Source organism: Mycolicibacter sinensis (assembly GCF_001667375.1).
Lineage (GTDB): Bacteria > Actinomycetota > Actinomycetes > Mycobacteriales > Mycobacteriaceae > Mycobacterium > Mycobacterium sinense_A.
Genome location: NZ_LZIN01000024.1, coordinates 17764 through 41479, shown reverse-complemented (window position 1 = coordinate 41479; position 23716 = coordinate 17764). Strand labels below are relative to the sequence as shown.

The window sequence follows — 23716 nt, the reverse complement described above, 5'->3', positions numbered from 1 at the left end:
TCAGTTGCGGCTGATGTCAATCGGGTGGGTGGCCAGCAGCGCCGTGGGCCAGGGCTGGCGGCGCAGCGCCCGGCCCCATAGATCCACCCGCGGCGGCACCAGCACGTCGGACGGCAGCGCCGAGAGCACGATCCAGTCGTCGCGCTCGATCTCGCCCTCGAGCTGGCCGATGGTCCAGCCGGCATAACCGGCGAAGATCCGCACGCCCTCCACGTGCGGCGCGATCGACTCCGGTTCGGCGTCCAAATCGACCATCACCAGCCGGCCGTCGATGTGGCGCAGGCCCGGCACGCCATCGGGTTCCGCCCCGACGCGCAACAACCCGACGCACAATGCCGCATCGCGTTTCACCGGCCCGCCGATGAACATCGTCTTGGGCTTGGCGGCCAGGTCGGACCACTGCGGCAGCACGTTGTAGACCGCGGTCTCGCTGGGGCGGTTGAGCACCACCCCCAGTGTGCCGCCGTCGTTGTGCTCGACCACGTAGATCACCGTGCGGCGAAAGGTGGGTTCGAGCAGGTCGGTGTTGGCCAGCAGCAACGTGCCGGCCCTGACCCGATGCGCAGCGGGCGCGACGTAGTCCTCGGGGTCTTCGGGATGCGCCACCCTCCCATAATGGCACCCGAGTCCGGTGTTCGTAGCCGAGCTGTGCCGAACGCCAAGCGACCTCGAAGATTTGTACTCTGGTTTGGGGCCGGCGCCGCAGTGTCAGCCGCCCACGTCCGGAGGTAGGTCTTGTGGTGGACACCCGCGCACCCGCATCGCTATGGCGGTCGGCGCGCAGCCTGCCGGAATTCTGGCGGCTGCTGGCACTTCGGGCCGCAAGCCAATTCGGCGACGGCTTGTTTCAGGCCGGCCTGGCCGGCGCGCTGCTGTTCAACCCGGACCGGGCCGCCGCGCCGTGGGCGATCGCCGGGGCCTTCGCCGTGCTGTTCCTGCCGTATTCGGTGCTGGGGCCGTTCGCCGGCGCGCTGCTGGACCGCTGGGATCGGCGGCTGGTGCTGGTGGTGGCCAACCTGGCCCGGCTGTTGCTGGTGCTGGGGACCGCCGCGCTGCTGGCGGCCGGCGCCGGTGACCTGCCGGTGCTGTGCGCGGCGCTGATCGCCAATGGCTTCACCCGGTTCATCGCCTCGGGGTTATCGGCAGCACTGCCGCATGTGGTGCCGCGCGAGCAGGTCGTCACGATGAACGCGCTCGCGATCGCCACCGGTGCGGTGGCGGCGTTCCTGGGCGCCAACTTCATGCTGGTGCCACGCTGGCTGGTGGGCGCCGACGATCGCGGTGCGGCGTCCATCATCGCCGCGGTGGCGGTCCCGGTCACGATCGCGCTGGTGCTCGCCCTGCGCTTCGGCGCCCACGTGCTCGGGCCCGACGACACCAAGCGCGCCGTCCACGGCTCGGTGCTCTATGCGGTGACGACGGGCTGGCTGCACGGTATCCGGACGGTGCGGGCCCGGCCCACCGTCGCGGCGACCCTGTCCGGGCTGGCCGCGCACCGGATGGCGTTCGGGGTCAACACGCTGCTGGTGCTGGTGCTGGTGCGCCACGTCGGCGAACACACGGTTTCCGGTCTGGGGACCACGGCGTTGTTCGTGGCCTCGGCCGGCGCCGGATCGTTTCTGGCGACGCTGGTCACCCCGCCGGCGGTGCACCGCTGGGGCCGGTATGGCACCGCCAACGGGGCGCTGGCGGCGTCGGCGGTGATACAGCTGGCCGGGCTCGGCCTGTACCTGCCGGTGTTGGTGTTGTGCGGTTTCCTGCTCGGGATGACCGGGCAGGTGGTCAAGCTGTGCGCCGACACCGCCATGCAGATTGACGTCGACGACGCCCTGCGTGGGCATGTGTTCGCGGTGCAGGACTCGCTGTTCTGGGCGTCGTTCATTCTGGCGGTGGCCGGCGCCGCGGCGGTGATTCCGCCCGACGGGCAGGCGCCGGTGCTGATCGTGGCCGGGACGCTGCTGTATCTGGCCGGTCTGGCCGGGCACAGCCTGATCGGGCGGCAGCGGGATCCGGTGGGCGGCATACAGTACGGGCATGGCCGAAACTGAACCGATCGTCGTCGACCTGAGCGCCGAGAGCGACGACCTGGACGCCCTGGTGGCCCCGCTCACCGACGGTCAGTGGGGTGCTCCCACGCCGGCGGCCGGCTGGACCATCGCCCATCAGATCGCGCATCTGCTGTGGACCGATCGGCTCTCGCTGATCGCCATCACCGATGAGGCCGGCTTCGCCGATGAGCTCGCGGCGGCCATGGGCGATCCGACCGGGTTCGTCGACGCCGGTGCCGCCGAGCTGGCGACGCTGCCGCCCGCTGAGCTGCTGGCGGAGTGGCGCTCGACCCGGGCACGGCTGCACGCGGCGCTGCGCGACGTACCCGACGGTCGCAAGCTGCCGTGGTTCGGTCCCCCGATGAGCGCGGCGTCGATGGCCACCGCCCGGCTGATGGAGACGTGGGCGCACGGCCTGGATGTTGCTGATGCACTGGGGATCCGCCGGACCCCCACCGCGCGGTTGCGGTCGATCGCGCACCTTGGGGTGCGAACCCGCGACTATGCGTTCGCCGTCAACAACCTGGCGCCGCCGGCAGAGCCGTTTCACGTGGAACTACACGCACCCGGCGGCGGGGTCTGGGCGTGGGGACCGGTCAATGCCGAGCAGCGGGTGACCGGGTCGGCCGAGCATTTCTGCTTCCTGGTCACGCAGCGTCGTGCGCTGGCTGATCTGGACGTCGCGGCGCACGGGGCCGACGCGCAGCGCTGGCTGGAGATCGCTCAAGCTTTCGCGGGACCTCCCGGCGCCGGTCGATGAGCGCGCCAGCGCGAAGAGAGCCGGGACCGTACTAACAGGGCCGGGGGCGCCGGGTCAGAACCAGGCGATGATCCCGCCCAGGATCATGTCGAAGGAGTTCATCAGCGCCTGAAACATGTTCACGTTGGCCGTGTCGATCATGTGGTACGTCGTGCTGCCGATTGTCTCGTCGGTCGCGGAGGCGATCTCCTCCGGCGACAAGCCCAGGTACGCCAGGTGGTCGCTGAACATGCCGGCCATCTGGTTGCCGTTGTCCCAGTTGGCGAACCCATCGCTGGACAAGGTGTAGACATCGGTCGTGTACAGATCGTCCGGCGTCACCAGCCCGATGACCGAGTCGATATGCATCATCTCGGCGAACTGATAAACCATCTTGACGACGTCGTCGTGCCATGATTCCGGGAACCAGGACAGCAGCGTGGGCAGGAACCCGCTCAGGAATCCGCCCTGCGCCGCGCTGTCCCCCACCATGACGAAATGCAATGTGTCCAGGGGGATCCCATTCGCGGCGAGTTGTTCCTGCGCCAGCCCGGCCGCGACATTGGCCTGCGAGTAGCCGAAGATGTACAGCGGGTCCTCGGCGCTGAAGCTCGGGTCGCCGTCGTTCCACTTCTGCATGACCGCGTCGACCAAGATCTTGGTGGCACCGCTGATGCTCGCGTTCAGATCAGAAGTCTCGGGCACCTGCAGGAACGTCGCGGTGCCGTCGGTGGGGAATCCGTTCGGTTCCAGATACAGACTCTTGCTCAGGTCGAGCCAGTTCTGGTTCATCGCCGGGATCATCACCAGGGCTTCGCTGAGCAGGTCGAGGTCGAAGTGCACAGCGCTGGCGGCCGATACCGGAGAAGCCGTCACTCCCGCCACGATCACCGGCGCAGCCAACAGCGCCCCTACGGTCATCTTGTTCACTGGCCCTCCCCGACATTGCGGCGTTGATTCCAGCCATTCCCAAAACCGAACGGGAAGTGCCGACGCGTCATTAACTTAACTGTTTCGTGGCCCCGAGTCCACTTAAGCGCCCCTGCGCCGCTGGGCTTGATCGAACTCCCACAAAAATGGGGATAAGTCTCGTATGCGCGCTCCTGCGCCCCGCACGGCGTCGGGTCGAAGCTGCCAGCCGCCGGCGGAGAACCGGCGTTGTGGAGTTGTTTCGCGTCGGCTACGTAAAGCCGGCCGCGCGACCCAGTATCCATCCCTGAAGCGCTGCTATCAACCGCTGCGGCGAAGCGGCGGCTCCCGGTTCACAAGAGTGCGGCTCCATCGGCGGCACCGTCGCCGTCGGTATCGGTGAGCTTGAGATTCCACCGTCCGTCGCCGTCGGTGTCGACGTAAGCCGCGCCGTAGCCGCCGGCCCCTTCCAGTGCCGTGCCGATCAGTACCCGATCGGCGCGCCCGTCCCCGTCGGCGTCGAGCAACAGGTCGTTGATGCGTCCATCGCCGTCGAAGTCCACCAGCGGCCCACCAGTGTGCTCGACCCCGTCGAGGCCCATCCAGCGCAGCCCACCGGATCGATCTGCTGAGGCCGCCGCGGCACCGTGCCCCCAGGTGCCAGAGCCGTCGTCGGCGAAGGAGGCCTCGGGCGTCCCGTCGTCGTCGAGGTCCAGCATCAAGTGGTCGGCCACCCCGTCGCCGTCGAGGTCGACCAACGCGTCGTCGCGCAGACCGTCGCCGTCGAAATCGAGGCCGATCGCATCGGCGATCCCGTCGCCGTCGAGGTCGAGATCCGGTGGGCCGCTCCACATCGTGGCGGCGCCGTCCCCATCGCCCAGGCAGTAGTCCATACCCGTATCAGACGAGGCGGCGCCGCTATTGGTTCCCCTGGGTCTGCCACCACGCCAACAGCTCGGCGGTGGCCTCCTCGCGCGTCAACGGTCCCCGCTCCAGGCGCAGCTCCTTGAGATAGCGCCAGGCGCGGCCCACCTGCGGGCCGGCCGGGATTCCCAGCAGCGTCATGATCTCGTTGCCGTCCAGGTCCGGCCGCACCCGCTGCAGATCCTCCTGCTCGGCCAGCACGGCGATACGCTCTTCCAGCTGGTCGTAGCTCGCCTGCAGGCGCGCCGCGCGCCGCTTGTTGCGGGTCGTGCAATCCGCGCGGACCAGCTTGTGCAGCCGGTCCAGCAGCGGTCCGGCATCGGTGACGTAGCGCCGTACCGCCGAATCGGTCCACTTGCCGTCGCCGTACCCGTGGAAACGGAGATGCAGATAGACCAGCTGCGAGACGTCGTCGACCATCTGCTTGGAGTAGCGCAGCGCGCGCATCCGCTTGCGGACCATTTTCGCGCCGACCACCTCATGGTGGTGGAAACTCACTCTGCCGTCGGCCTCGTGGCGCCGGGTGACCGGCTTGCCGATGTCGTGCAGCAGCGCCGCCCAGCGCAGAACCAAATCGGGACCACCTTCGGGCCCAGGATCCTCGAGGTCGATCGCCTGGCGCAGCACCGTCAGGGAATGCTGGTAGACATCCTTGTGCTGGTGGTGCTCGTCGATCGCCATCTGCATGGCACCGACCTCGGGCAGCACCACCTCGCCCATCCCGGTGGCCACCATCAGGTCGATACCGGCGACCGGGTCGGCGCCCAGCAGCAGCTTGTCCAGTTCGGCGGCAACCCGCTCGGCGGTGATGCGGGACAGCTCCTGGGCCATCTCCTCGATCGCGGCGCGTACCCGCGGCGCCACGGTGAACCCGAGTTGGGAGACGAACCGGGCGGCGCGCAGCATCCGCAACGGATCGTCACCGAACGAGTCCTGCGGCGCGGTCGGGGTGTCCAGCACCCCGGCTTGCAACGCCGCCAGGCCGCCCAGCGGGTCCAGAAACTCCCCCGGCCCAGCGGGGGTGATGCGGACCGCCATCGCGTTGGCGGTGAAATCGCGGCGCACCAGGTCCTCGTCGAGCGAATCACCGAAGCGCACTTCGGGATTGCGCGACACCCGGTCGTACTGGTCGGCGCGGAAGGTGGTGATCTCCAGCCGTTGGCCGCCCAGGGCGGCGCCGACGGTGCCGAACTCGATCCCGGTGTCCCACATCGCCTCGGCCCGGCCCCGCAGAATGCGCTGCACCTGCTCGGGGTGGGCGTCGGTGGTGAAGTCCAGGTCCGGGCCGGGCCGGCCCAGCAAGGCGTCGCGGACTGACCCGCCGACCAGATACAGCTGATGGCCGGCCGCGTCGAACATGGCGCCGAGATCACGCAGCAGCTCGGCATGCCGGTTCAGCACGACGGCGGCCGATGTCAGCAGGTCCTGGTGGGCTTCGGGCACGTTCGATGAGCCTAGCGGTGGTCGCCAGCGCGGCGAAGCCGGGCGAAGCGGGCCACCGCCATCGGCGCAGCGGTATGCGACCAGGCCCGGCCCGGCGAGGGAGGCGGGTCGACCCGCCGGTGCCAGCTACTATCACATGGGTGTCGGCCGACGGCGGAGAAGCCAATTCGGGACGGCGCCGCAGGCGGCGCCGCGGTCGACGCACGTCAGGTCCGAAAACCAGCCACACCGAAGCCGCGGCCCCCGACAACACCGCCGGTACAGCGGCGACCCCCGCCCGCTCGGCGCAACGCCGTCCCCGCAGCGCCCGGCACGGACCGGAGCGGCTCCGCACCGTGCACGAGACGTCGGCCGGCGGTCTGGTCGTCGACGGCATCGACGGGCCGCGGGAGGATCAGGTCGCCGCACTGATCGGGCGCATCGACCGCCGGGGCAGGATGCTGTGGTCGCTGCCCAAGGGGCACATCGAGGTCGGTGAGACCGCCGAGCAGACGGCGATCCGCGAGGTCGCCGAGGAAACCGGCGTCCAGGGCGACGTGCTGGCCGCCCTGGGCAGCATCGACTACTGGTTCGTCACCGACGGCCGCCGGGTGCACAAGACCGTGCATCACTACCTGTTGCGGTTCTCCAGCGGAGAACTGTGCGATGACGACGTGGAGGTCGCCGAGGTGGCTTGGGTGCCGATTCGGGAGCTGCCGTCCCGGTTGGCCTACGCCGACGAGCGCCGCCTGGCCGTGGTCGCCGACGAATTGATCGACCGGTTGCAGGCCGACGGCCCAGCCGCGCTGCCGCCGCTGCCGGTAAGCGCGCCCTGGCGGCGCCCGCAGACCCATTCGCGTACCCGTCGCTCTCGCCCCGACGAGGAAGAACCGCACCGGCAGAACGGTCGCGGGCTGGACCCGTGACCCGCACCCGACGAAGCGGTGGGGGCCCTTTGCCCGCCTTGTCACGGCCCCGCACGGCCCCTCTGGCGGTGGTGGCCGCCGTCCTGATGGCGCTCGGCATGGCCCTGGGCGCTGCCGCCGCCCCGCTCGCCACGGCCGGCGAGCCCGGCGCGGCGCAGTTCGTCCTGGTCCGCATCGACCGGGTCACCCCGGAGGTCGTCACCACCTCCAGCGTGCCGGTCGTCACCGTCGCCGGCACCGTGAGCAACGTCGGCGACCGGCCGGTGCGCGATGTGATGGTGCGCCTCGAACAGGCCGGTGCCGTCGCGTCATCGGCCGGCCTGCGCACCAACCTCAGCGGTGCCAACGACCAGTACCGGCCGGTGGGCGCGTTCAGCACGGTGGCCACCGAACTGCAGCGCGGGCAGGACGCCCGCTTCACGCTGTCGGCCCCGCTGCGCGCGACCAGCCAACCGGCGCTGAACGTCGACCGTCCCGGGGTGTATCCGTTGCTGGTCAATGTCAACGGCACCCCGGACTACGGCGAACCGGCCCGCCTCGACGACGCCCGCTTCCTGCTGCCGGTGGCCGGCCTGCCGAAGACCGAGGCCGACCCCGATCCGCTGGCCGGCGCCGTCGCGCCCGACACCTCCCAACCGGTGCAGCTCACCATGCTGTGGCCGCTGGCCGACCGTCCCCGGCTGACTCCGGGAGCGCCCGGCGGCACCCTGCCGGTGCGGCTCACCGACGATGACCTGGCCAGTTCGTTGGCCCCGGGAGGCCGGCTCGACGCCCTGCTGTCGGCCGCCGAGTTCGCCACCAGCCCGACCGTCGACGGCGACGGGGTGGTCAACCGGGCGCTGTGCCTGGCGGTCGACCCCGACTTGTTGGTCACGGTCAACGCGATGACCGGCGGCTACGTCGTCGCCGACTCCCCCGAGGGTGCCTCCTCTCATCCGGGCGCCGGTCGCGCGGCGGCCACCACCTGGCTGGAGCGGCTGCGCCGGCTGGCACGCCATACCTGTGTCACCGCAACCCCCTACGCGCAGGCCGACCTTGACGCACTGGCCCGCGTCGGGGACCCGAAGCTCAACGCGATCGCGATGAGCCGCCCCGCCGACATCGTCGACCGCATCCTGCAGGTGTCGTCAACCCGCGGCGCCGTGGTGCTCGGCGACGGGAAACTCACGGCCGGCGCCGCCAACCTGATCAGCGCACAGGGCTCGGAGGGCGTAGCGGTGGTGATCACCGCCGGCGACTGTTCGGCTCAGGACTCGGTCACCGGTGCGTCGGCCACCGCCGACCTCACCCCGCGGCGGCTGTCCCCGCAACTGGTGGTGGCCCCCTACGATCCCGCCGTCGGCGCGGCACTGGCGGCGATGGGCACCGATCCGGTGGCCCCGACCTACCTCGACGGCTCCTTGGCGATCCGGTTGCACCACGACTCCGCCCTGGCCCGCCGGCAGGACGCCCTCGGATCGATGCTGTGGCGGGGGCTGGAGGCCCCGGACAGTCCCGGCGCCCCGCGCACCGAGATCCTGGTGCCGCCGGCGTACTGGAAGCCGCGCGCCGACGACGCCCAGGCCGTGCTGACCACGTTGGCCACCGCGCTGCGCTCCGGGCTGGCCGAACCCCGGCCGCTGGGCGCGGCGATCGCCGACGTCCAGAGCGTCACCGCCGCACCGGCGCATCCGCTGCCGGCCGAGCAGTCAGCGGGCGCGTTCGCACCGGACATCATCGCCGCGATCACCGCCGACATCGGCCGGCTGTGGGGACTGACCTCGGCGCTGACCACCGACGTCCGCACCGGCCTGACCGGCGAGGCCTACACCGCCCCGCTCGCCGAGGACATGCTCCGCGCACTGAGCCAGTCCGAGCCGTTCGCCGTGCGGGGCGGCGTGGCAGGGCAGCGGCTGGCGATCGTCGGCGACACCGTCGGGGATTTGATCGCCGCGGTCACCATCGTCAACCCGGCCGGCTCCTACACGCTGGCCACCGAGCACAGCCCGCTGCCGCTGGCCCTGCGCAACGATCTGGCGGTTCCGATCCGGGTCCGCCTGCACGTCGACGCACCCCCCGGGATGACGGTGGACGATATGGGGGATCTGGAGCTGCCGCCGGGTTACCTGCCGCTGCGGGTGCCGGTGGAGGTGCGGGTCAACCAGCACTTCGTCGTCGACGTCGCCCTACAGACTCCCGATGGGCTGCCGCTGGGCGAGTCTGCCCGGTTGGCAGTGCATTCGAACGCCTACGGCCTGGTGCTGTTCATGATCACCATGACGGCGGCGGCGGCGCTGACGGTGCTGACCGGGCGGCGGCTGTGGCACCGTTTCCGCGGCCAGCCCGACCGCGCCGACTTGGACCGGCCGCCACCACCCGTCCGAGAGCGCCCGGCGCCGCCCACGGCGACCGCCGGCGGGCCCGATCGGGGTGCGGGCCGGTGAACGCACCGGCGCCGCAGCCCGCGCGCCCGGAGCTGACCGACGCCGCGGTGGTATCGCGATCGTGGGGCATGGCGCTGGCCACTTTGGTCAGCCGACTCACCGGTTTCGTCCGCATCGTGCTGCTGGCCGCGATCCTGGGGGCTGCGCTGTCCAGCGCTTTCTCGGTGGCCAACCAGCTGCCCAACCAGATCGCCGCGCTGGTGCTCGAGGCGACATTCACCGCGATCTTCGTGCCGGTGCTGGCCCGCGCCGAACGCGACGACCCCGACGGGGGCACCGCCTTCGTGCGGCGCCTGGTCACGCTGGCCACCGCGCTGCTGCTGGCCACCACGGTGATCTCGGTGGCGGCGGCACCGCTGCTGGTCAAACTGATGCTGGGCGACGACCCGCAAGTCAATGAGCCGCTGACCATAGCGTTCGCCTATCTGTTGCTGCCGCAGGTGATCTGCTACGGGCTGTCGTCGGTGTTCATGGCAATCCTGAACACCCGCAACATCTTCGGGGCGCCGGCCTGGGCGCCGGTGGTCAACAACGTCGTCGCGATCGCCACGCTGGTGGTCTATCTGTTGGTGCCCGGCGAACTGTCGGTCGACCCGGTGCGGATGGGCAACGCCAAGCTGCTGGTGCTGGGCCTCGGCACCACCGCGGGGGTGGTCGCCCAGACCGCGGTGCTGCTGGTGGCGATCCGGCGGGAGCGGATCAGCCTGCGCCCACTGTGGGGTATCGACGACCGGCTAAAGCGCTTCGGAGCGATGGCCGCCGCGATGGTGCTCTACGTCCTGATCAGCCAGATCGGCCTGGTGGTGACCAACCAGATCGCGGCCACCTCCGCCGCATCCGGCCCGGCGATCTACTACTACGCCTGGCTGTTGTTGCAGCTGCCGTTCGGGATCATCGGGGTGACGGTGCTGACGGTGGTGATGCCGCGGCTGAGCCGTAACGCCGCCGCCGGCGACGACCCCGCGGTGCTCGCCGACCTGTCGCTGGCCACCCGGCTGATGATGATCACGCTGATCCCGGTGGTGGCGCTGATGACCGTCGGCGGCCCGGCGATCGGCAGCGCCCTGTTCGCCTACGGCAACTTCGGCGACGTCGACGCCGGGTATCTCGGCATCACCGTCGCCATGTCGGCGTTCACGTTGATTCCCTACGCCATGGTGCTGCTGCAGCTGCGGGTCTTCTACGCCCGGGAGCAGCCCTGGATCCCGATCGCGATGATCGTGGTGATCACCGGGGTGAAGATCATCGCGTCTCTGGCCGCGCCGCACCTGACCGACAACCCCGATCTGGTGGCCGCCTACCTCGGGTTTGCCAACGGCCTGGGCTTCCTGGCCGGCGCAGCCATCGGCCACATCCTGTTGCGGCGCGCGCTGCGCCCGGTCAGCGGTCTGGGGGTACCTCCCGCTCGCGGGGGACTCCTCGGCCCGGAGGTACTGCGCACCATCCTGGTCACCGTGACGGCGTCGTTGCTGGCCGGTCTGGTCGCCGAGATCCTCGACCGAGTGCTCGGCCTACGCGAGTTGACCGATCACGGCGCGGCCGGGTCGATGCTGCGGCTGTTCGTGCTCGCCATGGTGATGCTGCCGATCATCGCGGCGGTCATGGTGGGCGCCCAAGTCCCCGAAGCCACCGCGGCACTGGTCGCGGTGCGCCGCAGGCTCGGTGCGCAGCGCGCACATATCAGCCCGGCAAACCCGCCGTCCCCCGCTCCCCCCGTCCCGTACGCTGAGCACAACCGTTTGCCCACCCTGGGCGGGGACGTGACGAACGCCTCCGCCCGGCACATGCCACCGGAGCACATCGCCGGTGGCTGGACACCGAAAGGTATGGGGGTGACCAACAAACCTTCGGAGAGTCCCGGGGCTCGCGCGGCGTCGCGATCAGTTGCTCCGCCACCATCCCAGCGCCCCGCCGGCGGCTCGGCCTCCCCCGAGCCCACCGCCGATGCCCAGGCCGGGGACCAGCTGACACCCGGCCTGAGTATCGCCGGCGGACGCTACCGGCTGCTGGTGCGCCACGGCGGCACCCCGGTGCTGCAGTTCTGGCAGGCCCTGGACACCGCGCTGGACCGGCAGGTGGCGCTGACGTTCGTCGACCCGGACCAGACCATTCCCGAAGAGCAGCTCACCGGCATCCTGTCGCGCACCCAGCGGCTCAGCCAGATCGACCTCCCCGGGATCGCCCGGGTGCTCGACGTGGTGCGGATCGGCGCCGGCGGGCTCGTGGTCTCCGAATGGGTCCGCGGCGCCTCTCTACAAGAGGTAGCCGGCACGGCACCGTCGCCGATCGGCGCAGCCCGCGCGATGCGGGCCCTGACCGCCGCCGCCGAGGCCGCCCACCGAACCGGCGTCGCCTTGTCGATCGACCACCCCGCCCGGGTCCGGGTCAGCATCGACGGCGACGTCACCTTGGCCTTCCCCGCGACGCTGCCCGACGCCCAGCCCGAGGACGACATCCGGGGCATCGGCGCCACCTTGTACGCGCTGCTGGTCAACCGGTGGCCGCTGGATGCCGGTGCCGACGGCGGGCTCGCCCCGGCCGACCGGGACGCCGCCGGTAATCCGGTCAACCCGGACGCGGTCAACCCGGAGATCCCGTTCCAGATATCCGCGGCCGCCGGCCACGCCATTCAGTCGGGCGGCGGGATCCGCGGCGCCTCGACCTTGTCCAACCTGCTGCAGCAGGCCACCGTGCTGCACGAACAGACCGAGCTGCTGGGTGCGGTCGACGACGAGCGGCCCGTGCCGCGTCGCGAACCGGCGCCGGTGGATGACGAGATGCGCGCGGAGCGGCGCCGCCGGGTGCTGATCGGTGCCGGGATCGGCGGCGCCGTCATCCTGGTCGCCCTGCTGGTGCTGGCCTCGGTGCTCAACCGGATCTTCGGCGACGTCAACGGGCTGGACAAGACGGAGCTGGGCTTGAGCAGCCCATCGGCGTCGTCCTCCCAGTCCGGCTCCGCCACGCCCGGCAGCACCGTGAAACCGGTGCAGGCGACGGTCTTCTCCCCCGGCGGCGAGGCTGACCGGCCCCAGGACGCCGGGCTGGCCATCGACGGGAACCCGGCCACCTTCTGGTCGACGGACACCTATTCGGATGCGGTGCCGTTCCCCAACTTCAAGAGTGGTGTCGGGTTGGTGCTACAGCTGCCCAAGCCGACGGTGATCGGCAGCGTCGGGATCAACGTCTCCAGCACCGGCACCCGGGTGGAGCTGCGTTCGGCCTCGACAGCGAAGCCCACCCGGCTCGAGGACACCACGCTGCTGGCACCGGCCAAGGCGCTGCAGCCCGGCGCCAACAAGATCTCCGCCGACTCGTCGTCGCCGACATCCAACCTGCTGGTGTGGATCACCACGATGGGCAGCACCGGCGGCGAGAGCCGCACCCAGATCTCCGAGATCACCGTGCAGGCGGCGTCCTAACCTCCTGTGCACAACTGAAGTGCCGTGCGGCCCCCGGCTGGTTAATGTCCGCCCATGGGGCACCCGGACCGCAGCGACGCCGAATTGCTGGCCGCGCACGTCGCCGGTGATCGCTTCGCCTTCGGGGAACTCTACGGCCGCCACCAGCGCCGGCTACGCCGGCTGGCCCGGCTCACCACCGGTTGCCCGGAAGACGCCGAAGATGCCCTGCAGGAGGCGATGCTCTCGGCACACCGGGGCGCCGGGGCGTTTCGCTACAACGCCGCCGTCGGCAGCTGGCTGCACCGCATCGTGGTCAATGCCTGCCTGGATCGGTTGCGCCGCAGCAGAATTCAACCCACCGAACCGCTCGGCGAGGACTGCGCCGTCGGTGACCGCACCGCCGAGGTGGAGACCGCGCTGGAAGTGCATGCCGCGCTGCGCCGGTTGCCGCCCGAACAGCGTGCCGCAGTGGCGGCCGTCGACATGCACGGCTACTCGGTCGCCGATGCCGCCGACGCTCTCGGGGTGCCGCAGGGCACGGTCAAAAGCCGCTGCGCCCGCGGCCGGGCCCGGCTCGCGGTACTGCTGGGCCGAGACCACACCGGTGCCGCCGGCAGCGTCGCGCCGGCTGGGCGACGGATAACCTTGGCACCCGACGGTGCCATGCGAAGTCGGGTCGACGACTGCGCATAGCGAGGATGTGAGCGGAAGCAGCGCACTGCGATGGATGCGGGTGATCGGGAAGAAGGTCGGGACGACGCTGGGCGCCCGGCCCATTCCAGCCGGCCCCTGCCCCGACTCAACCGGATCGCCCTCGTGGCCGGCAGCGCGGCCGCGCTGCTGGCGATCGGGTTGGGCACAGCAGCGCTGATTCGCTCCCCCGGCGACACCCCCAGCGGCCCGCGGTCCTTCGACGCCATCACGGTGGCCTCCGAGCCGACGCCGGCGCTGCCGCTGACCGAATCGGAGGTCCTCGAGCTGTTGGACCGAAGCCCCGAATACGGTGCGCTGGCCGACCCCGGGCGCCGGACCGGCTGCTTGGCCGGGCTGGGCTATCCCGCCTCCACCCGGGTCCTGGGTGCCCGCGGGATCACGGTCAACGGTCATCCCGGGGTCGTGCTGGTGCTGCCCGGCGATTCGGCCGGCACGATCGTCGCACTCGCGGTGGCCCCCACCTGCAATTCCGCCGACACCGGGCTGCTGGCCGACACGACCGTTCGGCGTCCGTAGTGCTTCTCCGGAACAATCGCCGCCTACGCTGACGTTGATATCCCCGTTACCGATCCGAGCGGAAAGGCTCTCGATGTCCTCGATGCCTGACACACCGACCATCCACGATGTGATCATCATCGGTTCCGGCCCGGCCGGGTACACCGCCGCGATCTACGCCGCCCGGGCGCAACTGACGCCGCTGGTGTTCGAAGGGACCTCGTTCGGCGGGGCGCTGATGACCACCACCGAGGTGGAGAACTACCCCGGTTTCCGCAACGGCATCATGGGGCCCGACCTGATGGACGAGATGCGCGAGCAGGCGCTGCGCTTCGGCGCCGACCTGCGCATGGAAGACGTCGAATCAGTGGATCTGGACGGCCCGGTCAAGTCCGTCGTCACCGCCGAAGGCGAGACGCACCGGGCGCGGGCGGTCATCCTGGCCATGGGCGCTGCCGCCCGCTACCTGCACATCCCCGGCGAGCAGGAACTGCTCGGCCGGGGGGTGAGTTCGTGTGCCACCTGCGACGGATTCTTCTTCCGTGACCAGGACATCGCCGTCATCGGCGGCGGCGACTCGGCGATGGAGGAAGCCACCTTCTTGACCCGATTCGCGCGCAGCGTGACCCTGGTGCACCGCCGCGAGGAGTTCCGCGCCTCCAAGATCATGCTCAACCGCGCGCGCGAAAACGACAAGATCCGCTTCCTGACCAATACCGTCCCCGTCGCGGTGGAAGGTGAGAACACGGTCACCGGCCTGCGGGTCCGCGACACCGTGACCGGCGAGGAAACCACCCTGCCGGTGACCGGCGTGTTCGTCGCGATCGGCCACGACCCCCGCTCGGAGCTGGTGCGCGAAGCGGTCCAGGTGGACTCCGATGGCTACGTGCTGGTCCAGCAGCCCAGCTCGCGCACCTCCCTGGCCGGGGTGTTCGCCGCCGGCGACCTGGTGGACCGCAGTTACCGGCAGGCGATCACCGCCGCCGGCACCGGATGTACGGCCGCGATCGACGCCGAACGCTGGCTGGCCGAATCGGCCGAGATCGCCTACCCGCAGGAAACCACCACCGAAACCTTGATGGGAGCACCCCAGTGACAGACAACGGACACCACACCGTCACCGTCTCCGACGCCACCTTCGCCACCGAGGTCCTGGCCACCAGCACGCCGGTGCTGGTGGACTTCTGGGCGACCTGGTGCGGTCCCTGCAAGATGGTCGCCCCGGTACTCGAGGAGATCGCCGCCGAGCAGGCCGGCCAACTCACCGTCGCCAAGCTCGACGTGGACGCCAACCCCGAGACCGCCCGCGAGTTCAACGTGGTCTCGATCCCGACGCTGATCCTGTTCAAGGACGGTCAGCCGGTCAAGCGGATCGTCGGCGCCAAGGGCAAGGCCGCCCTGCTGCGGGAGCTCTCCGACGTCAGCTAGGCGTCCGCCAGCCCTCCGCTGGTGATCGTGTCGGCCCGGCTCGATCACGCATCGTTCTGGCCTTGTCGTTTTCAATAATTCGGGCAGCATCTGAGACAATGCTGGGTAATCAGCTGGTGACCGCCAGCGACGTTTTCGCTGCCAACACCAACGACCGGAGGGCTCAGTGATGTCGGGTCGGCACCGCGGCGCAGACGACGCGCTGCGCCGCGGCGACCGCAACGGTGCTGTTGTCGAGATCCGTGCGGCGTTGGCCGCGCTGGGTCTGGTGGACAGCCCCGACGCCGATCTGACCACCGGCAAACACGTCGCGCTGGATGTGTTCGACGACGACCTCGACCAGGCGGTGCGCGCCTTTCAGCAACAGCGCGGACTGCTCGTCGACGGCATCATTGGCGAGGCCACCTACCGCGCGCTCAAAGAGGCGTCCTACCGGTTGGGTGCGCGCATCCTTAATCACCAGTTCGGCGCACCGATGTACGGCGACGACGTGGCCACTTTGCAAGCCCGCCTGCAGGATCTGGGCTTCTACACCGGCATGGTCGACGGCTACTTCGGTATTCAGACCCACAATGCGCTGATGTCCTATCAGCGGGAGTACGGCCTGTACGCCGACGGTATCTGCGGGCCGGAAACGTTGCGCTCGTTAAACTTCCTGGCCTCGCGGGTGACCGGCGGCTCGCCGCATGCGATCCGCGAAGAAGAGTTGGTACGCCGCTCGGGACCGCGGTTGTCCGGCAAGCGGATCGTCATCGATCCGGGCCGTGGCGGCAATGACCACGGTCTGATCACCCAGACACCGTCGGGCCCGATCAGCGAGGCAGACATCTTGTGGGACTTGGCAAGTCGTCTCGAAGGCCGGATGACGGCCATCGGGATGGAAACCTTCCTGTCCCGGCCGAACGGTCGCAGCCCGTCGGACGCCGAACGCGCGGCCACCGCGAACGCCGTCGGCGCCGACTTGATGATCAGCCTGCGCTGCGCAACCCACACCAGTCCGGCGGCCAACGGGGTGGCGTCATTTCACTTCGGGAACTCACACGGGTCGGTGTCCACCATCGGCCGCAACCTCGCCGACTTCATTCAACGAGAAATCGTGGCGCGCAGTGGTTTACAGGACTGCCGCGCCCACGGCCGGACGTGGGACCTGCTGCGCCTGACCCGGATGCCCACCGTCGAGGTCGACGTCGGCTACATCACCAGCCCGCGCGACCGCGGCATGCTGGTCTCTCCGGCCACACGCGACGCCATCGCCGAGGGGATGCTGGCCGCGGTCAAGCGGCTGTACCTGCTCGGCAAGAACGACCGGCCTACCGGCACATTCACGTTCGCGGAATTGCTGGCCCACGAGCTGTCGGTTGAGCGGACCGGCCGACTCAGCGGCGGCTAGCGAGGCTCGACGAAGGAGAGCCGAAGCTGGGCCACCGCATCAAACCCGGCGGCTGAACCTCAATCGCAGACGCCGAGCTCGACGCCGCCGGGGAACCCGCCCCCACCGGCTGCTCCAGCTGCGAGGTTTCCAGCAGCCGCTCCAGCGCCGCCTCCACCTCCGCCTTCCAGCCCAGCCCCTTGTCGAGTTCCAGTCGCAGCCGGGGAAAGTACCGGTGCGGTGCCACCACGGTGAACCCGGCGTCGGTCAAGAAGTCCGCCCCGATGATGCAGTGCTCCACCGAGCAGTCACCGAGGGCGTCGAGCACCGGTGCGACATCGGGCTGCACGTTGACCGGATCCAGCAGCTCCCCGACCGCCGGGGTCCGCCCGAATGCCTCCAGGGCACGGACGCCGCGGCGGACCAACTCGTCGACCGCACTGGCGATCAGTTCTCGGGGCAGGCCGTCGGCCAGCGGCGCCGGTTCGACACCCATGGAGGTCAGCAGCACCGCGTCAGCCGACACCGGTGCCGTCGGGAACCGGTGCGCCCGCGGCACCGCTCGGGGCGGGGCGTACAGCACGTAGCCGACACAGGGCGGATCCCCCACGCCGGGCGATGATGGTGTGGCGACCTGGCCGCAGCATCCCCACTCCAGCATCACCATCGACAGCCAGGCTTCTTTCTCGAACTCCGGATCCGAGAGGTGATCGTCGCGGCCGAGGGTCGCCGGATCGACCTCCCAGAAGACGCACCGGCGCGCGTGCTTGGGAAGCTGCTCGAACCCCTCGAGCTTCAGCGGTGCGATTCGGACAGACACGCCAACTCCCGGTCTCAACCCGTGCTGCCACCGGCGACAGCCCTTTAAGAATAGGAGGGTCGAGCCGCCGGATGCCACCATCGGCGCCGACCAGCCTCCTCGGTCCCCGGAAATGCGAAAAGCGTTGCCGGTCAGCATGTTTCGCACCGATCCCGGCCGCCGTCGCGTTCTAGCGTCACAGTGACGTAATTGCCGCTTGTCATAGGTCGTGGCTGAACGCCGGTATCAGGTGGTCGTGGAGTCCATCAGCGCGATGATGCGCTGCAGGTCGTCGACGGACCCGAATTCGACCACAATCTTGCCCTTTCGCTTGCCGAGACTGACCGTCACGCGGGTGTCGAAGGCCGCCGACAGCCGCTCCGCGACGTCCTGGAGACCGGGCATCTGGATCGGCTTGCGCCGCGGCGCCACGGGCGTCGAGGTGCCCTCGCGGTTGGCCAGCGTGACCGCCTCCTCGGTCGCCCGCACCGACAGCCCCTCCGCGACGATGCGCGCCGCCAGCTCCTCCTGCGCCTCGGAGCCGCCCTCCAGGGACAGCAACGCGCGCGCGTGGCCAGCGGACAAGACGCCGGCAGCCACTCGGCGTTGGACCGCGATCGGCAGCCGCAGCAACCGGATCATGTTGGTCACCAGCGGCCGGGACCGACCGAGCCGGGTAGCCAACTCGTCGTGGGTGACCCCGAACTCGTCGAGCAGCTGTTGGTAGGCCGCCGCCTCTTCCAACGGGTTCAGCTGGACCCGGTGAATGTTTTCCAGCAGCGCATCGCGCAGCAGATTGTCGTCCTCGGTCTCCCGCACGATCGCCGGGATCGTCTCCAGGCCGGCCTGTTGGGAAGCCCGCCAGCGCCGCTCCCCCATCACCAGCTGGTAGCGCGGCGCCCCGGGTGCGGCCCCGGCTAGCTCCCGCACCACGATCGGCTGCATCAGCCCGAACTCGCGGATCGAGTGCACCAGCTCGGCCAGCGCCTCATCGTCGAAGACCTGGCGGGGCTGGCGCGGGTTCGGCTCGATGGCGGCCGGACTGATCTCCCGGTACACCGCGCCCACATCGGCGGCCGAATCCACCGGCGGGACACCGCCCCGGCTTCCGCCGAGCACCACGTCTGCCGCGGCATCGCCCATCCGCGGCCCGATGCCGGCTCCACGCTCAGTGGTGGAACCCGAGCCCTCGCCGGGCCCGGTCGGGATGAGCGATGCCAGGCCGCGGCCCAAGCCGCCCTTCTTACGCGACGGTCCGGTCATGTGCATCGTTCCTTCTCACTCACGGCGGTCATCAACGCCGCCCCTCCTGCGCGCTGGCCGCGTCCCGTTCGACGAGTTCGCGGCTGGCGTCCAAGTAGCTCATCGCGCCGCGCGAACCCGGGTCGTAGTCGATGATCGTCATGCTGTAGCCCGGGGCTTCCGACACCTTGACGCTGCGCGGGATCACCGTCCGCAGCACGCGGTCGCCGAAGTACCGCCGGACTTCGTCGGCGACTTGGTCGGCGAGCTTGGTGCGCCCGTCGTACATCGTCAATAGCACCGTCGTTACCTCCAGGCGCGGGTTGAGGTGCGCCTTCACCATCTCGATGTTGCGCATCAGCTGGGACACGCCCTCGAGCGCGTAGTACTCGCACTGGATCGGGATCATCACCTCCGGCGCCGCGACCAACGCGTTCACGGTGAGCAGGCCGAGCGACGGCGGGCAGTCGATGAAGACGTAGTCGAAGTCGGAGTCGTCGAGTTCGGCCAGCGCATTGCGCAGCCGGTTCTCCCGTGCCACCATGCTCACCAATTCGATCTCGGCGCCGGCCAGGTCGATGGTGGCCGGGATGCAGAACAGGCGCTCATTGTGCGGGCTCTGCTGGAGCGCGGCGTGCACCGGCATCTCCCCGATCAACACTTCGTACGACGACGGGGTGCCGGATTGGCGATCGGCGATGCCCAGCGCGGTGCTGGCGTTGCCTTGGGGGTCGAGGTCGATCACCAAGGTCTTGATGCCCTGGACCGCGAGGGCGGCCGCGAGGTTGACCGCGGTGGTGGTCTTGCCGACGCCACCCTTCTGGTTGGCGACGGTGAACACCCGGCGCCGCTTCGGACGCGGCAGGCGGTTGTGGGTGTGCAATACCTGCATGGCGCGTTCGGCCGCTGCACCGATCGGGGTGTCGAACTCCGAGGATGTTTCACGTGAAACCGAGCCGGTCGATGTTTCACGTGAAACAGCGCCGCGGGACCGGTCGGCATGCTTCGCCGACGGCGGTGGGGAGGCGGCCGCGCCGGCTGGTCTGCTCATGTTGGCCTCCTGGTGGTTCGCCGTGCCGGGCCTGCCGCGCGACGCGGGCGCGCCGTCTTGGGCTCTCCCCGCAGTGCCAGCACCACGGTCGCGGGCGGGGTTAAATAGTTCACGCCACATCTCACCACCCTTACCTCAGTCGCGCCTAGTCCGGTCATCACACGCCGGTGCTCGTCCACCTCAGCCTGTGCCCGCTCACCCTTCATGGCCACCATCCGGCCGCCCGTGCGCAGCAGCGGCAGGCTCCATCGGCTGATCTTGTCGAGGCTGGCGACCGCCCGGGAGACGACGACATCGCGCTCCCCGACCTCGACGCGCACCGAGGGATCTTCGGCGCGGCCGCGAATCACCGTCACGGCCTCGAGGCCCAACTCTCCGACTACCTCGTGAAGGAACTCGCTGCGGCGAAGCAGCGGCTCGACGAGCACCAGGCGCAGATCCGGCCGGGCGAGGGCGAGCGGTATCCCGGGTAGCCCGGCGCCGCTGCCGATATCGGCAACCCGCTCGGCCGGGTTCAGCAGTTCCCCGACCGCCGCGCAGTTGAGCAGATGCCGCTCCCAGATCCGGTCGACTTCCCGGGGCCCCAGCAGGCCGCGCTCCACGCCGGGCCCCGCCAAGAGTTCCGCGTAGCGGCGAGCGGTCGCGAGCCGGTCACCGAAGACGTCGGCTGCGGCCTGCGGTGGCGCGGGCGCCGGCGCTCCCTCGACATGTTTCACGTGAAACATTCCTCCGGCTCTCGAACGGGCCGCGGGGAAGAATTACCTTGATGTAATTCCGCGCGGTGATCCCGTTAGTCCCGCCGAACCACGACGCGGCGCGACGGCTCGACGCCCTGGCTCTCGCTGTGCACGCCGGCCACGGCGGCCACCGCATCGTGGACGATCTTACGTTCGAAGGGGCTCATCGGGGCCAGTTCCTCGTCGGCGCCGCTCTCCAGCACCCGGCGGGCCACCTCGTCGGCCAGCGCGGTCAGATCGTCCCGGCGCCGGCGCCGCCAGCCGGCGATGTCCAGCATCAGGCGGCTGCGCTCACCGGTCTTCTGGTGCACCGCCAACCGGGTCAGCTCCTGCAGGGCGTCGAGCACCTCGCCCTTGCGGCCGACCAGCTTGGTGAGGTCGTTGCCGCCGTCGATGCTGACGACCGCGCGGCGGCCCTCGACGTCCAGGTCGATGTCACCGTCGAAATCCAACAGGTCGAGCAATTCCTCCAGATAATCGCCGGCGATCTCCCCCTCGGCGACCAGTCGCTCTTCGAGGTCGGCCACCGGCGCCGTGCCGCCCTGGGCCTCCGGCTGCTCCGCGGCTTCCCGCTCGCCGGTCTCTGCGTCGTTCATGTCAGTCATGTCGGTCATGTCGTCTCCCTCTGTGCCCGGCAGCTGACGCGCCGGTTGGCTTGGTGGCGGTGGGTCACCGCTTGCGTTTCTTCGGCTTCGCGCCGGCGCCGGAACGGCCACCGCGGGCCGCGGGCCGGCCCGCGTTCCGCTTGGCTGGCTCGGCCTTCGGCGGCTGATCCGCTGCGGGCGCAGGCGCGTCGGTCACCGGCGCCTCGGTTTCGTCGGTCTCGGAGATGACGGCGTCCGCGGTCGCCGGGCGGCTGGCTCGCTTGGGCTTGGCGCCGGGCGCCGGTGCGTTGGCCGATCGCCGGCGCAGCGCCTCCTCCTTCTTCGCCTCCTCCTCCTTGGCGATCAAGCCGAACACGTAGTGCTGCTGGGCGAAGGTCCAGATGTTGTTAGAGAACCAGTAGAAGATGATCGCCAGGGGCAGGAACGGTCCGCCGACAACCACGCCGAGCGGGAACACATACAGCGCCAGCTTGTTCATCATCGCGGTCTGCGGGTTGGCCGCCGCCTCCGGGCTCTGGCGTGCCACTGACGCCCGGCTGTTGAAGTAGGTCGCGATACCGGCCGCGATCATGATCGGCACGCCGACCGCGATCACCGAGAACCGATTGAACTCGGCGAAGGCGTCCAGTCCGGTCCGCTGGATCATCGTCGCGCCCAGCGGCGCACCGAACAGGTTGGCGTCGAGGAAGTTGCCCACATCAGCAGCGCTGAAGAAGTAGTTGCCCAGTTGCCGGTTCAGGTCCGGCGACAGCCCCAGCTGACCGATCCCGGTGCTGGTGCGGTTGAACGAACGCAGCACATGGAACAGGCCCAGGAACACCGGGATCTGCGCCAGCATCGGCAGGCAGCCCAGGATCGGGTTGAAGCCGTGCTCGCGCTGCAACTTCTGCATCTCCAGGGCCATCCGCTGACGGTCCTTGCCGTACTTCTTCTGCAGCGCCTTGATCTGGGGCTGCAGCTCCTGCATCTGCCGGGTGGTCCGGATCTGCTTGACGAACGGCTTATAGAGCAGGGCCCGCAGCGTGAAAACCAGGAACGTCACCGACAACGCCCACGTGAAGAAGCTCGCCGGGCCAAGTAGAAGGCCAAATGCCTTGTACCACAACCACATAATGCCCGACACCGGGTAGTACACGTAGTCCAGGCTGCCCGGATCAAAGGACACGTCGTTCACCCTCCGCTTGATTGTCCGAGGCGTTCCCGGACGGACAGTCGCATCCAGCGCCACCCCGGGACCGCTCGGGTATCGGGTCCCAGCCGCCCTGATGCCACGGCCCACACTTTGCCAGGCGCACCGCTGCCAGCCAGCCGCCCCGGATCAGTCCATATTCACTTAAGGCATCCACCGCGTACTGGCTGCAGGTCGGCATGAAGCGGCAACTGGGCAGGCGCAGCGGCGAGATCATGTGCCGGTAGAGCTGGATGACGAAGATCAGCCCGCGAACCGGAGCCGCCGCGACACCGTTGGTCACCGCGCCGCACCTCCGGGTCTCTGGACCGCGCGCAGTCCGGCCCGCAACTGGGCGCGCAGCGTCTCCGACTTCGCGCGGTTACTGCCGGGCAGCGCCCGGATCACCACTTGCTGGCCGGCACGCAGGTCTCCGAGCACCTCGCGGGCCACGTGACGCAGCCGACGAGCCACCCGGTGCCGTTCGACCGCTGAGCCTACTGACTTGGCGATGATCAGCCCGACTTGCGGCGGCGCCGCCGCGGAAACAGCAGGGGTGTCGGTTCGCCGGTCACCGATCACACGGCTGTACACGATGACGTCGGGCTGTACCGCCCTTCGGCCCTGTTTGACCGTCGCACCGAAATCCGCCGACCGCTTCATCCGGAACTGAGCCGGGAGCACCGCGGTGCTGCCTGTGCTCAAGCAGTCAGCGAGCGCCGGCCCTTACGACGCCGGCCCGTGACGATGGCGCGGCCAGCGCGCGTACGCATCCGCAGCCGAAACCCATGCACCCGGGCCCGACGACGGTTGTTGGGCTGGAAGGTCCGCTTGCCCTTGGCCACGGCACACTCTCCTTGTTGCGTTTTGCGCCACGTCCGCGGAAGACACACCGGAAGCCCGTTGTGCCTGCCGCACGCGACGCACTCGGTAAGCTCGGTGAACTTCTGCGTCTTGCTGGTAACCGGCGCGGTCTCCGGCCAAGAGCCGGTCGCTGCCGTATCGCCGACGTTCGGGCGACTGTTCGAGGGTACTGATGCAGGTTCGCCGGGTCAAACCCCGGCTCCCCCACCCCTCACCCAGCGCGGCAGGCCCCCTCAGAGGCGGCCCACCATTCACACTGGTCACACCCGCCACGGACGTTCCGGCGGTGCTCGTTTTTGCCGGATTCGTCTCCCGGAAAGGAGTAGTCGCCCGCGCGGAAACCTGTTAACTTGCTTGCCAGCGCAGTTTCTCGACTGGAGCGCAATCGGCCGTAATCGAAGAGGACGACGCGGCCTGCGCCACGGGTATCGCCTGACTGTCTGGAGTGGCCG

The 23716-nt window shown here is 69.7% G+C and carries 23 protein-coding genes; 10 read left to right on the top strand and 13 right to left on the bottom strand.

What is annotated here, in order from left to right; translation table 11 throughout:
* Positions 1 to 606 (bottom strand): YqgE/AlgH family protein, encoded by a 606-nt coding sequence (locus A5771_RS04640; RefSeq protein ID WP_064854029.1) that lies wholly within the window; start codon positions 604 to 606, stop codon positions 1 to 3.
* A gap of 134 nt (positions 607 to 740) precedes the next feature.
* Between A5771_RS04640 and A5771_RS04635 the strand changes: the two genes are divergently transcribed.
* Complete coding sequence (locus tag A5771_RS04635; RefSeq protein WP_109401024.1) at positions 741 to 2048, top strand: MFS transporter; 1308 nt, start codon at positions 741 to 743, stop codon at positions 2046 to 2048.
* Positions 2035 to 2808 carry a TIGR03084 family metal-binding protein gene (locus tag A5771_RS04630; protein ID WP_064854027.1) on the top strand — a complete coding sequence of 258 codons (774 nt, stop codon included), beginning with the start codon at positions 2035 to 2037 and terminating at the stop codon, positions 2806 to 2808. The genes A5771_RS04635 and A5771_RS04630 overlap by 14 nt, the downstream gene beginning before the upstream one ends.
* 54 nt (positions 2809 to 2862) lie before the next feature.
* Here the strand turns inward: A5771_RS04630 and A5771_RS04625 are convergent, their stop codons facing one another.
* The 3 genes from A5771_RS04625 to A5771_RS04615 form a co-directional block, all read right to left on the bottom strand.
* Complete coding sequence (locus tag A5771_RS04625; protein ID WP_234782950.1) at positions 2863 to 3708, bottom strand: PE-PPE domain-containing protein; 846 nt, start codon at positions 3706 to 3708, stop codon at positions 2863 to 2865.
* Between the two features lie 341 nt (positions 3709 to 4049).
* On the bottom strand, positions 4050 to 4589 hold the full coding sequence (locus tag A5771_RS04620) for a hypothetical protein (protein ID WP_064854025.1): 540 nt from the start codon (positions 4587 to 4589) through the stop codon (positions 4050 to 4052).
* A 25-nt stretch (positions 4590 to 4614) separates the two neighbouring features.
* Positions 4615 to 6063, bottom strand: coding sequence for a CCA tRNA nucleotidyltransferase (locus tag A5771_RS04615; RefSeq protein WP_064854024.1), 1449 nt, complete (start codon positions 6061 to 6063; stop codon positions 4615 to 4617).
* A gap of 140 nt (positions 6064 to 6203) precedes the next feature.
* Between A5771_RS04615 and A5771_RS04610 the strand changes: the two genes are divergently transcribed.
* The 8 genes from A5771_RS04610 to A5771_RS04575 all read left to right on the top strand — a co-directional run bounded on the left by A5771_RS04610 (position 6204) and on the right by A5771_RS04575 (position 16819).
* Positions 6204 to 6968 carry an NUDIX hydrolase gene (locus tag A5771_RS04610; protein ID WP_064854023.1) on the top strand — a complete coding sequence of 255 codons (765 nt, stop codon included), beginning with the start codon at positions 6204 to 6206 and terminating at the stop codon, positions 6966 to 6968.
* A gap of 86 nt (positions 6969 to 7054) precedes the next feature.
* The gene (locus A5771_RS04605; RefSeq protein WP_234782948.1) at positions 7055 to 9391 is read left to right on the top strand and encodes a hypothetical protein; all 2337 of its coding nucleotides are present in this window, start codon (positions 7055 to 7057) and stop codon (positions 9389 to 9391) included.
* The gene (murJ, locus tag A5771_RS04600; protein ID WP_064854050.1) at positions 9388 to 12810 is read left to right on the top strand and encodes a murein biosynthesis integral membrane protein MurJ; all 3423 of its coding nucleotides are present in this window, start codon (positions 9388 to 9390) and stop codon (positions 12808 to 12810) included. The genes A5771_RS04605 and murJ overlap by 4 nt, the downstream gene beginning before the upstream one ends.
* A 54-nt stretch (positions 12811 to 12864) precedes the next feature.
* Positions 12865 to 13485, top strand: coding sequence for an RNA polymerase sigma factor SigM (sigM, locus tag A5771_RS04595; protein WP_064854022.1), 621 nt, complete (start codon positions 12865 to 12867; stop codon positions 13483 to 13485).
* A gap of 30 nt (positions 13486 to 13515) precedes the next feature.
* A complete protein-coding gene (locus tag A5771_RS04590; protein WP_082947056.1) occupies positions 13516 to 14022 on the top strand; it encodes a hypothetical protein in 507 nt (168 codons plus the stop codon).
* A gap of 82 nt (positions 14023 to 14104) precedes the next feature.
* Entirely contained in the window at positions 14105 to 15097 is a 993-nt protein-coding gene (trxB, locus tag A5771_RS04585; RefSeq protein WP_234782944.1) for a thioredoxin-disulfide reductase, read from the top strand.
* Entirely contained in the window at positions 15094 to 15429 is a 336-nt protein-coding gene (gene trxA / locus A5771_RS04580; protein WP_064854019.1) for a thioredoxin, read from the top strand. Before trxB ends, trxA begins: the two co-directional genes overlap by 4 nt.
* A 169-nt stretch (positions 15430 to 15598) precedes the next feature.
* Positions 15599 to 16819, top strand: a complete 1221-nt coding sequence (locus A5771_RS04575; RefSeq protein ID WP_064854018.1) for an N-acetylmuramoyl-L-alanine amidase — start codon at positions 15599 to 15601, stop codon at positions 16817 to 16819.
* On the opposite strand, the gene A5771_RS04570 is transcribed toward A5771_RS04575, so the two are convergent.
* From A5771_RS04570 to rpmH, 9 genes are all read right to left on the bottom strand, one after another.
* The gene (locus tag A5771_RS04570) at positions 16806 to 17618 is read right to left on the bottom strand and encodes a hypothetical protein (RefSeq protein ID WP_064854017.1); all 813 of its coding nucleotides are present in this window, start codon (positions 17616 to 17618) and stop codon (positions 16806 to 16808) included. The two genes, A5771_RS04575 and A5771_RS04570, sit on opposite strands and share 14 nt — an antisense overlap.
* A gap of 225 nt (positions 17619 to 17843) precedes the next feature.
* Positions 17844 to 18860 carry a ParB/RepB/Spo0J family partition protein gene (locus tag A5771_RS04565; RefSeq protein WP_064854016.1) on the bottom strand — a complete coding sequence of 339 codons (1017 nt, stop codon included), beginning with the start codon at positions 18858 to 18860 and terminating at the stop codon, positions 17844 to 17846.
* A gap of 31 nt (positions 18861 to 18891) precedes the next feature.
* A complete protein-coding gene (locus A5771_RS04560) occupies positions 18892 to 19890 on the bottom strand; it encodes a ParA family protein (RefSeq protein ID WP_082947055.1) in 999 nt (332 codons plus the stop codon).
* Positions 19887 to 20615 carry a 16S rRNA (guanine(527)-N(7))-methyltransferase RsmG gene (gene rsmG / locus A5771_RS04555; RefSeq protein ID WP_064854014.1) on the bottom strand — a complete coding sequence of 243 codons (729 nt, stop codon included), beginning with the start codon at positions 20613 to 20615 and terminating at the stop codon, positions 19887 to 19889. Before rsmG ends, A5771_RS04560 begins: the two co-directional genes overlap by 4 nt.
* 65 nt (positions 20616 to 20680) lie before the next feature.
* Positions 20681 to 21223 carry a protein jag gene (locus tag A5771_RS04550; RefSeq protein ID WP_064854049.1) on the bottom strand — a complete coding sequence of 181 codons (543 nt, stop codon included), beginning with the start codon at positions 21221 to 21223 and terminating at the stop codon, positions 20681 to 20683.
* A 73-nt stretch (positions 21224 to 21296) separates the two neighbouring features.
* Positions 21297 to 22343 carry a membrane protein insertase YidC gene (gene yidC, locus A5771_RS04545; protein ID WP_064854048.1) on the bottom strand — a complete coding sequence of 349 codons (1047 nt, stop codon included), beginning with the start codon at positions 22341 to 22343 and terminating at the stop codon, positions 21297 to 21299.
* Between the two features lie 43 nt (positions 22344 to 22386).
* A complete protein-coding gene (gene yidD, locus A5771_RS21740) occupies positions 22387 to 22704 on the bottom strand; it encodes a membrane protein insertion efficiency factor YidD (protein WP_082947053.1) in 318 nt (105 codons plus the stop codon).
* On the bottom strand, positions 22701 to 23084 hold the full coding sequence (rnpA, locus tag A5771_RS04540) for a ribonuclease P protein component (RefSeq protein WP_064854013.1): 384 nt from the start codon (positions 23082 to 23084) through the stop codon (positions 22701 to 22703). Before rnpA ends, yidD begins: the two co-directional genes overlap by 4 nt.
* A 17-nt stretch (positions 23085 to 23101) precedes the next feature.
* Positions 23102 to 23245: a 50S ribosomal protein L34 gene (gene rpmH / locus A5771_RS21735; protein ID WP_005142265.1), complete on the bottom strand. Its 144-nt coding sequence runs from the start codon at positions 23243 to 23245 to the stop codon at positions 23102 to 23104.
* Between the last annotated feature and the right edge of the window lie 471 nt (positions 23246 to 23716).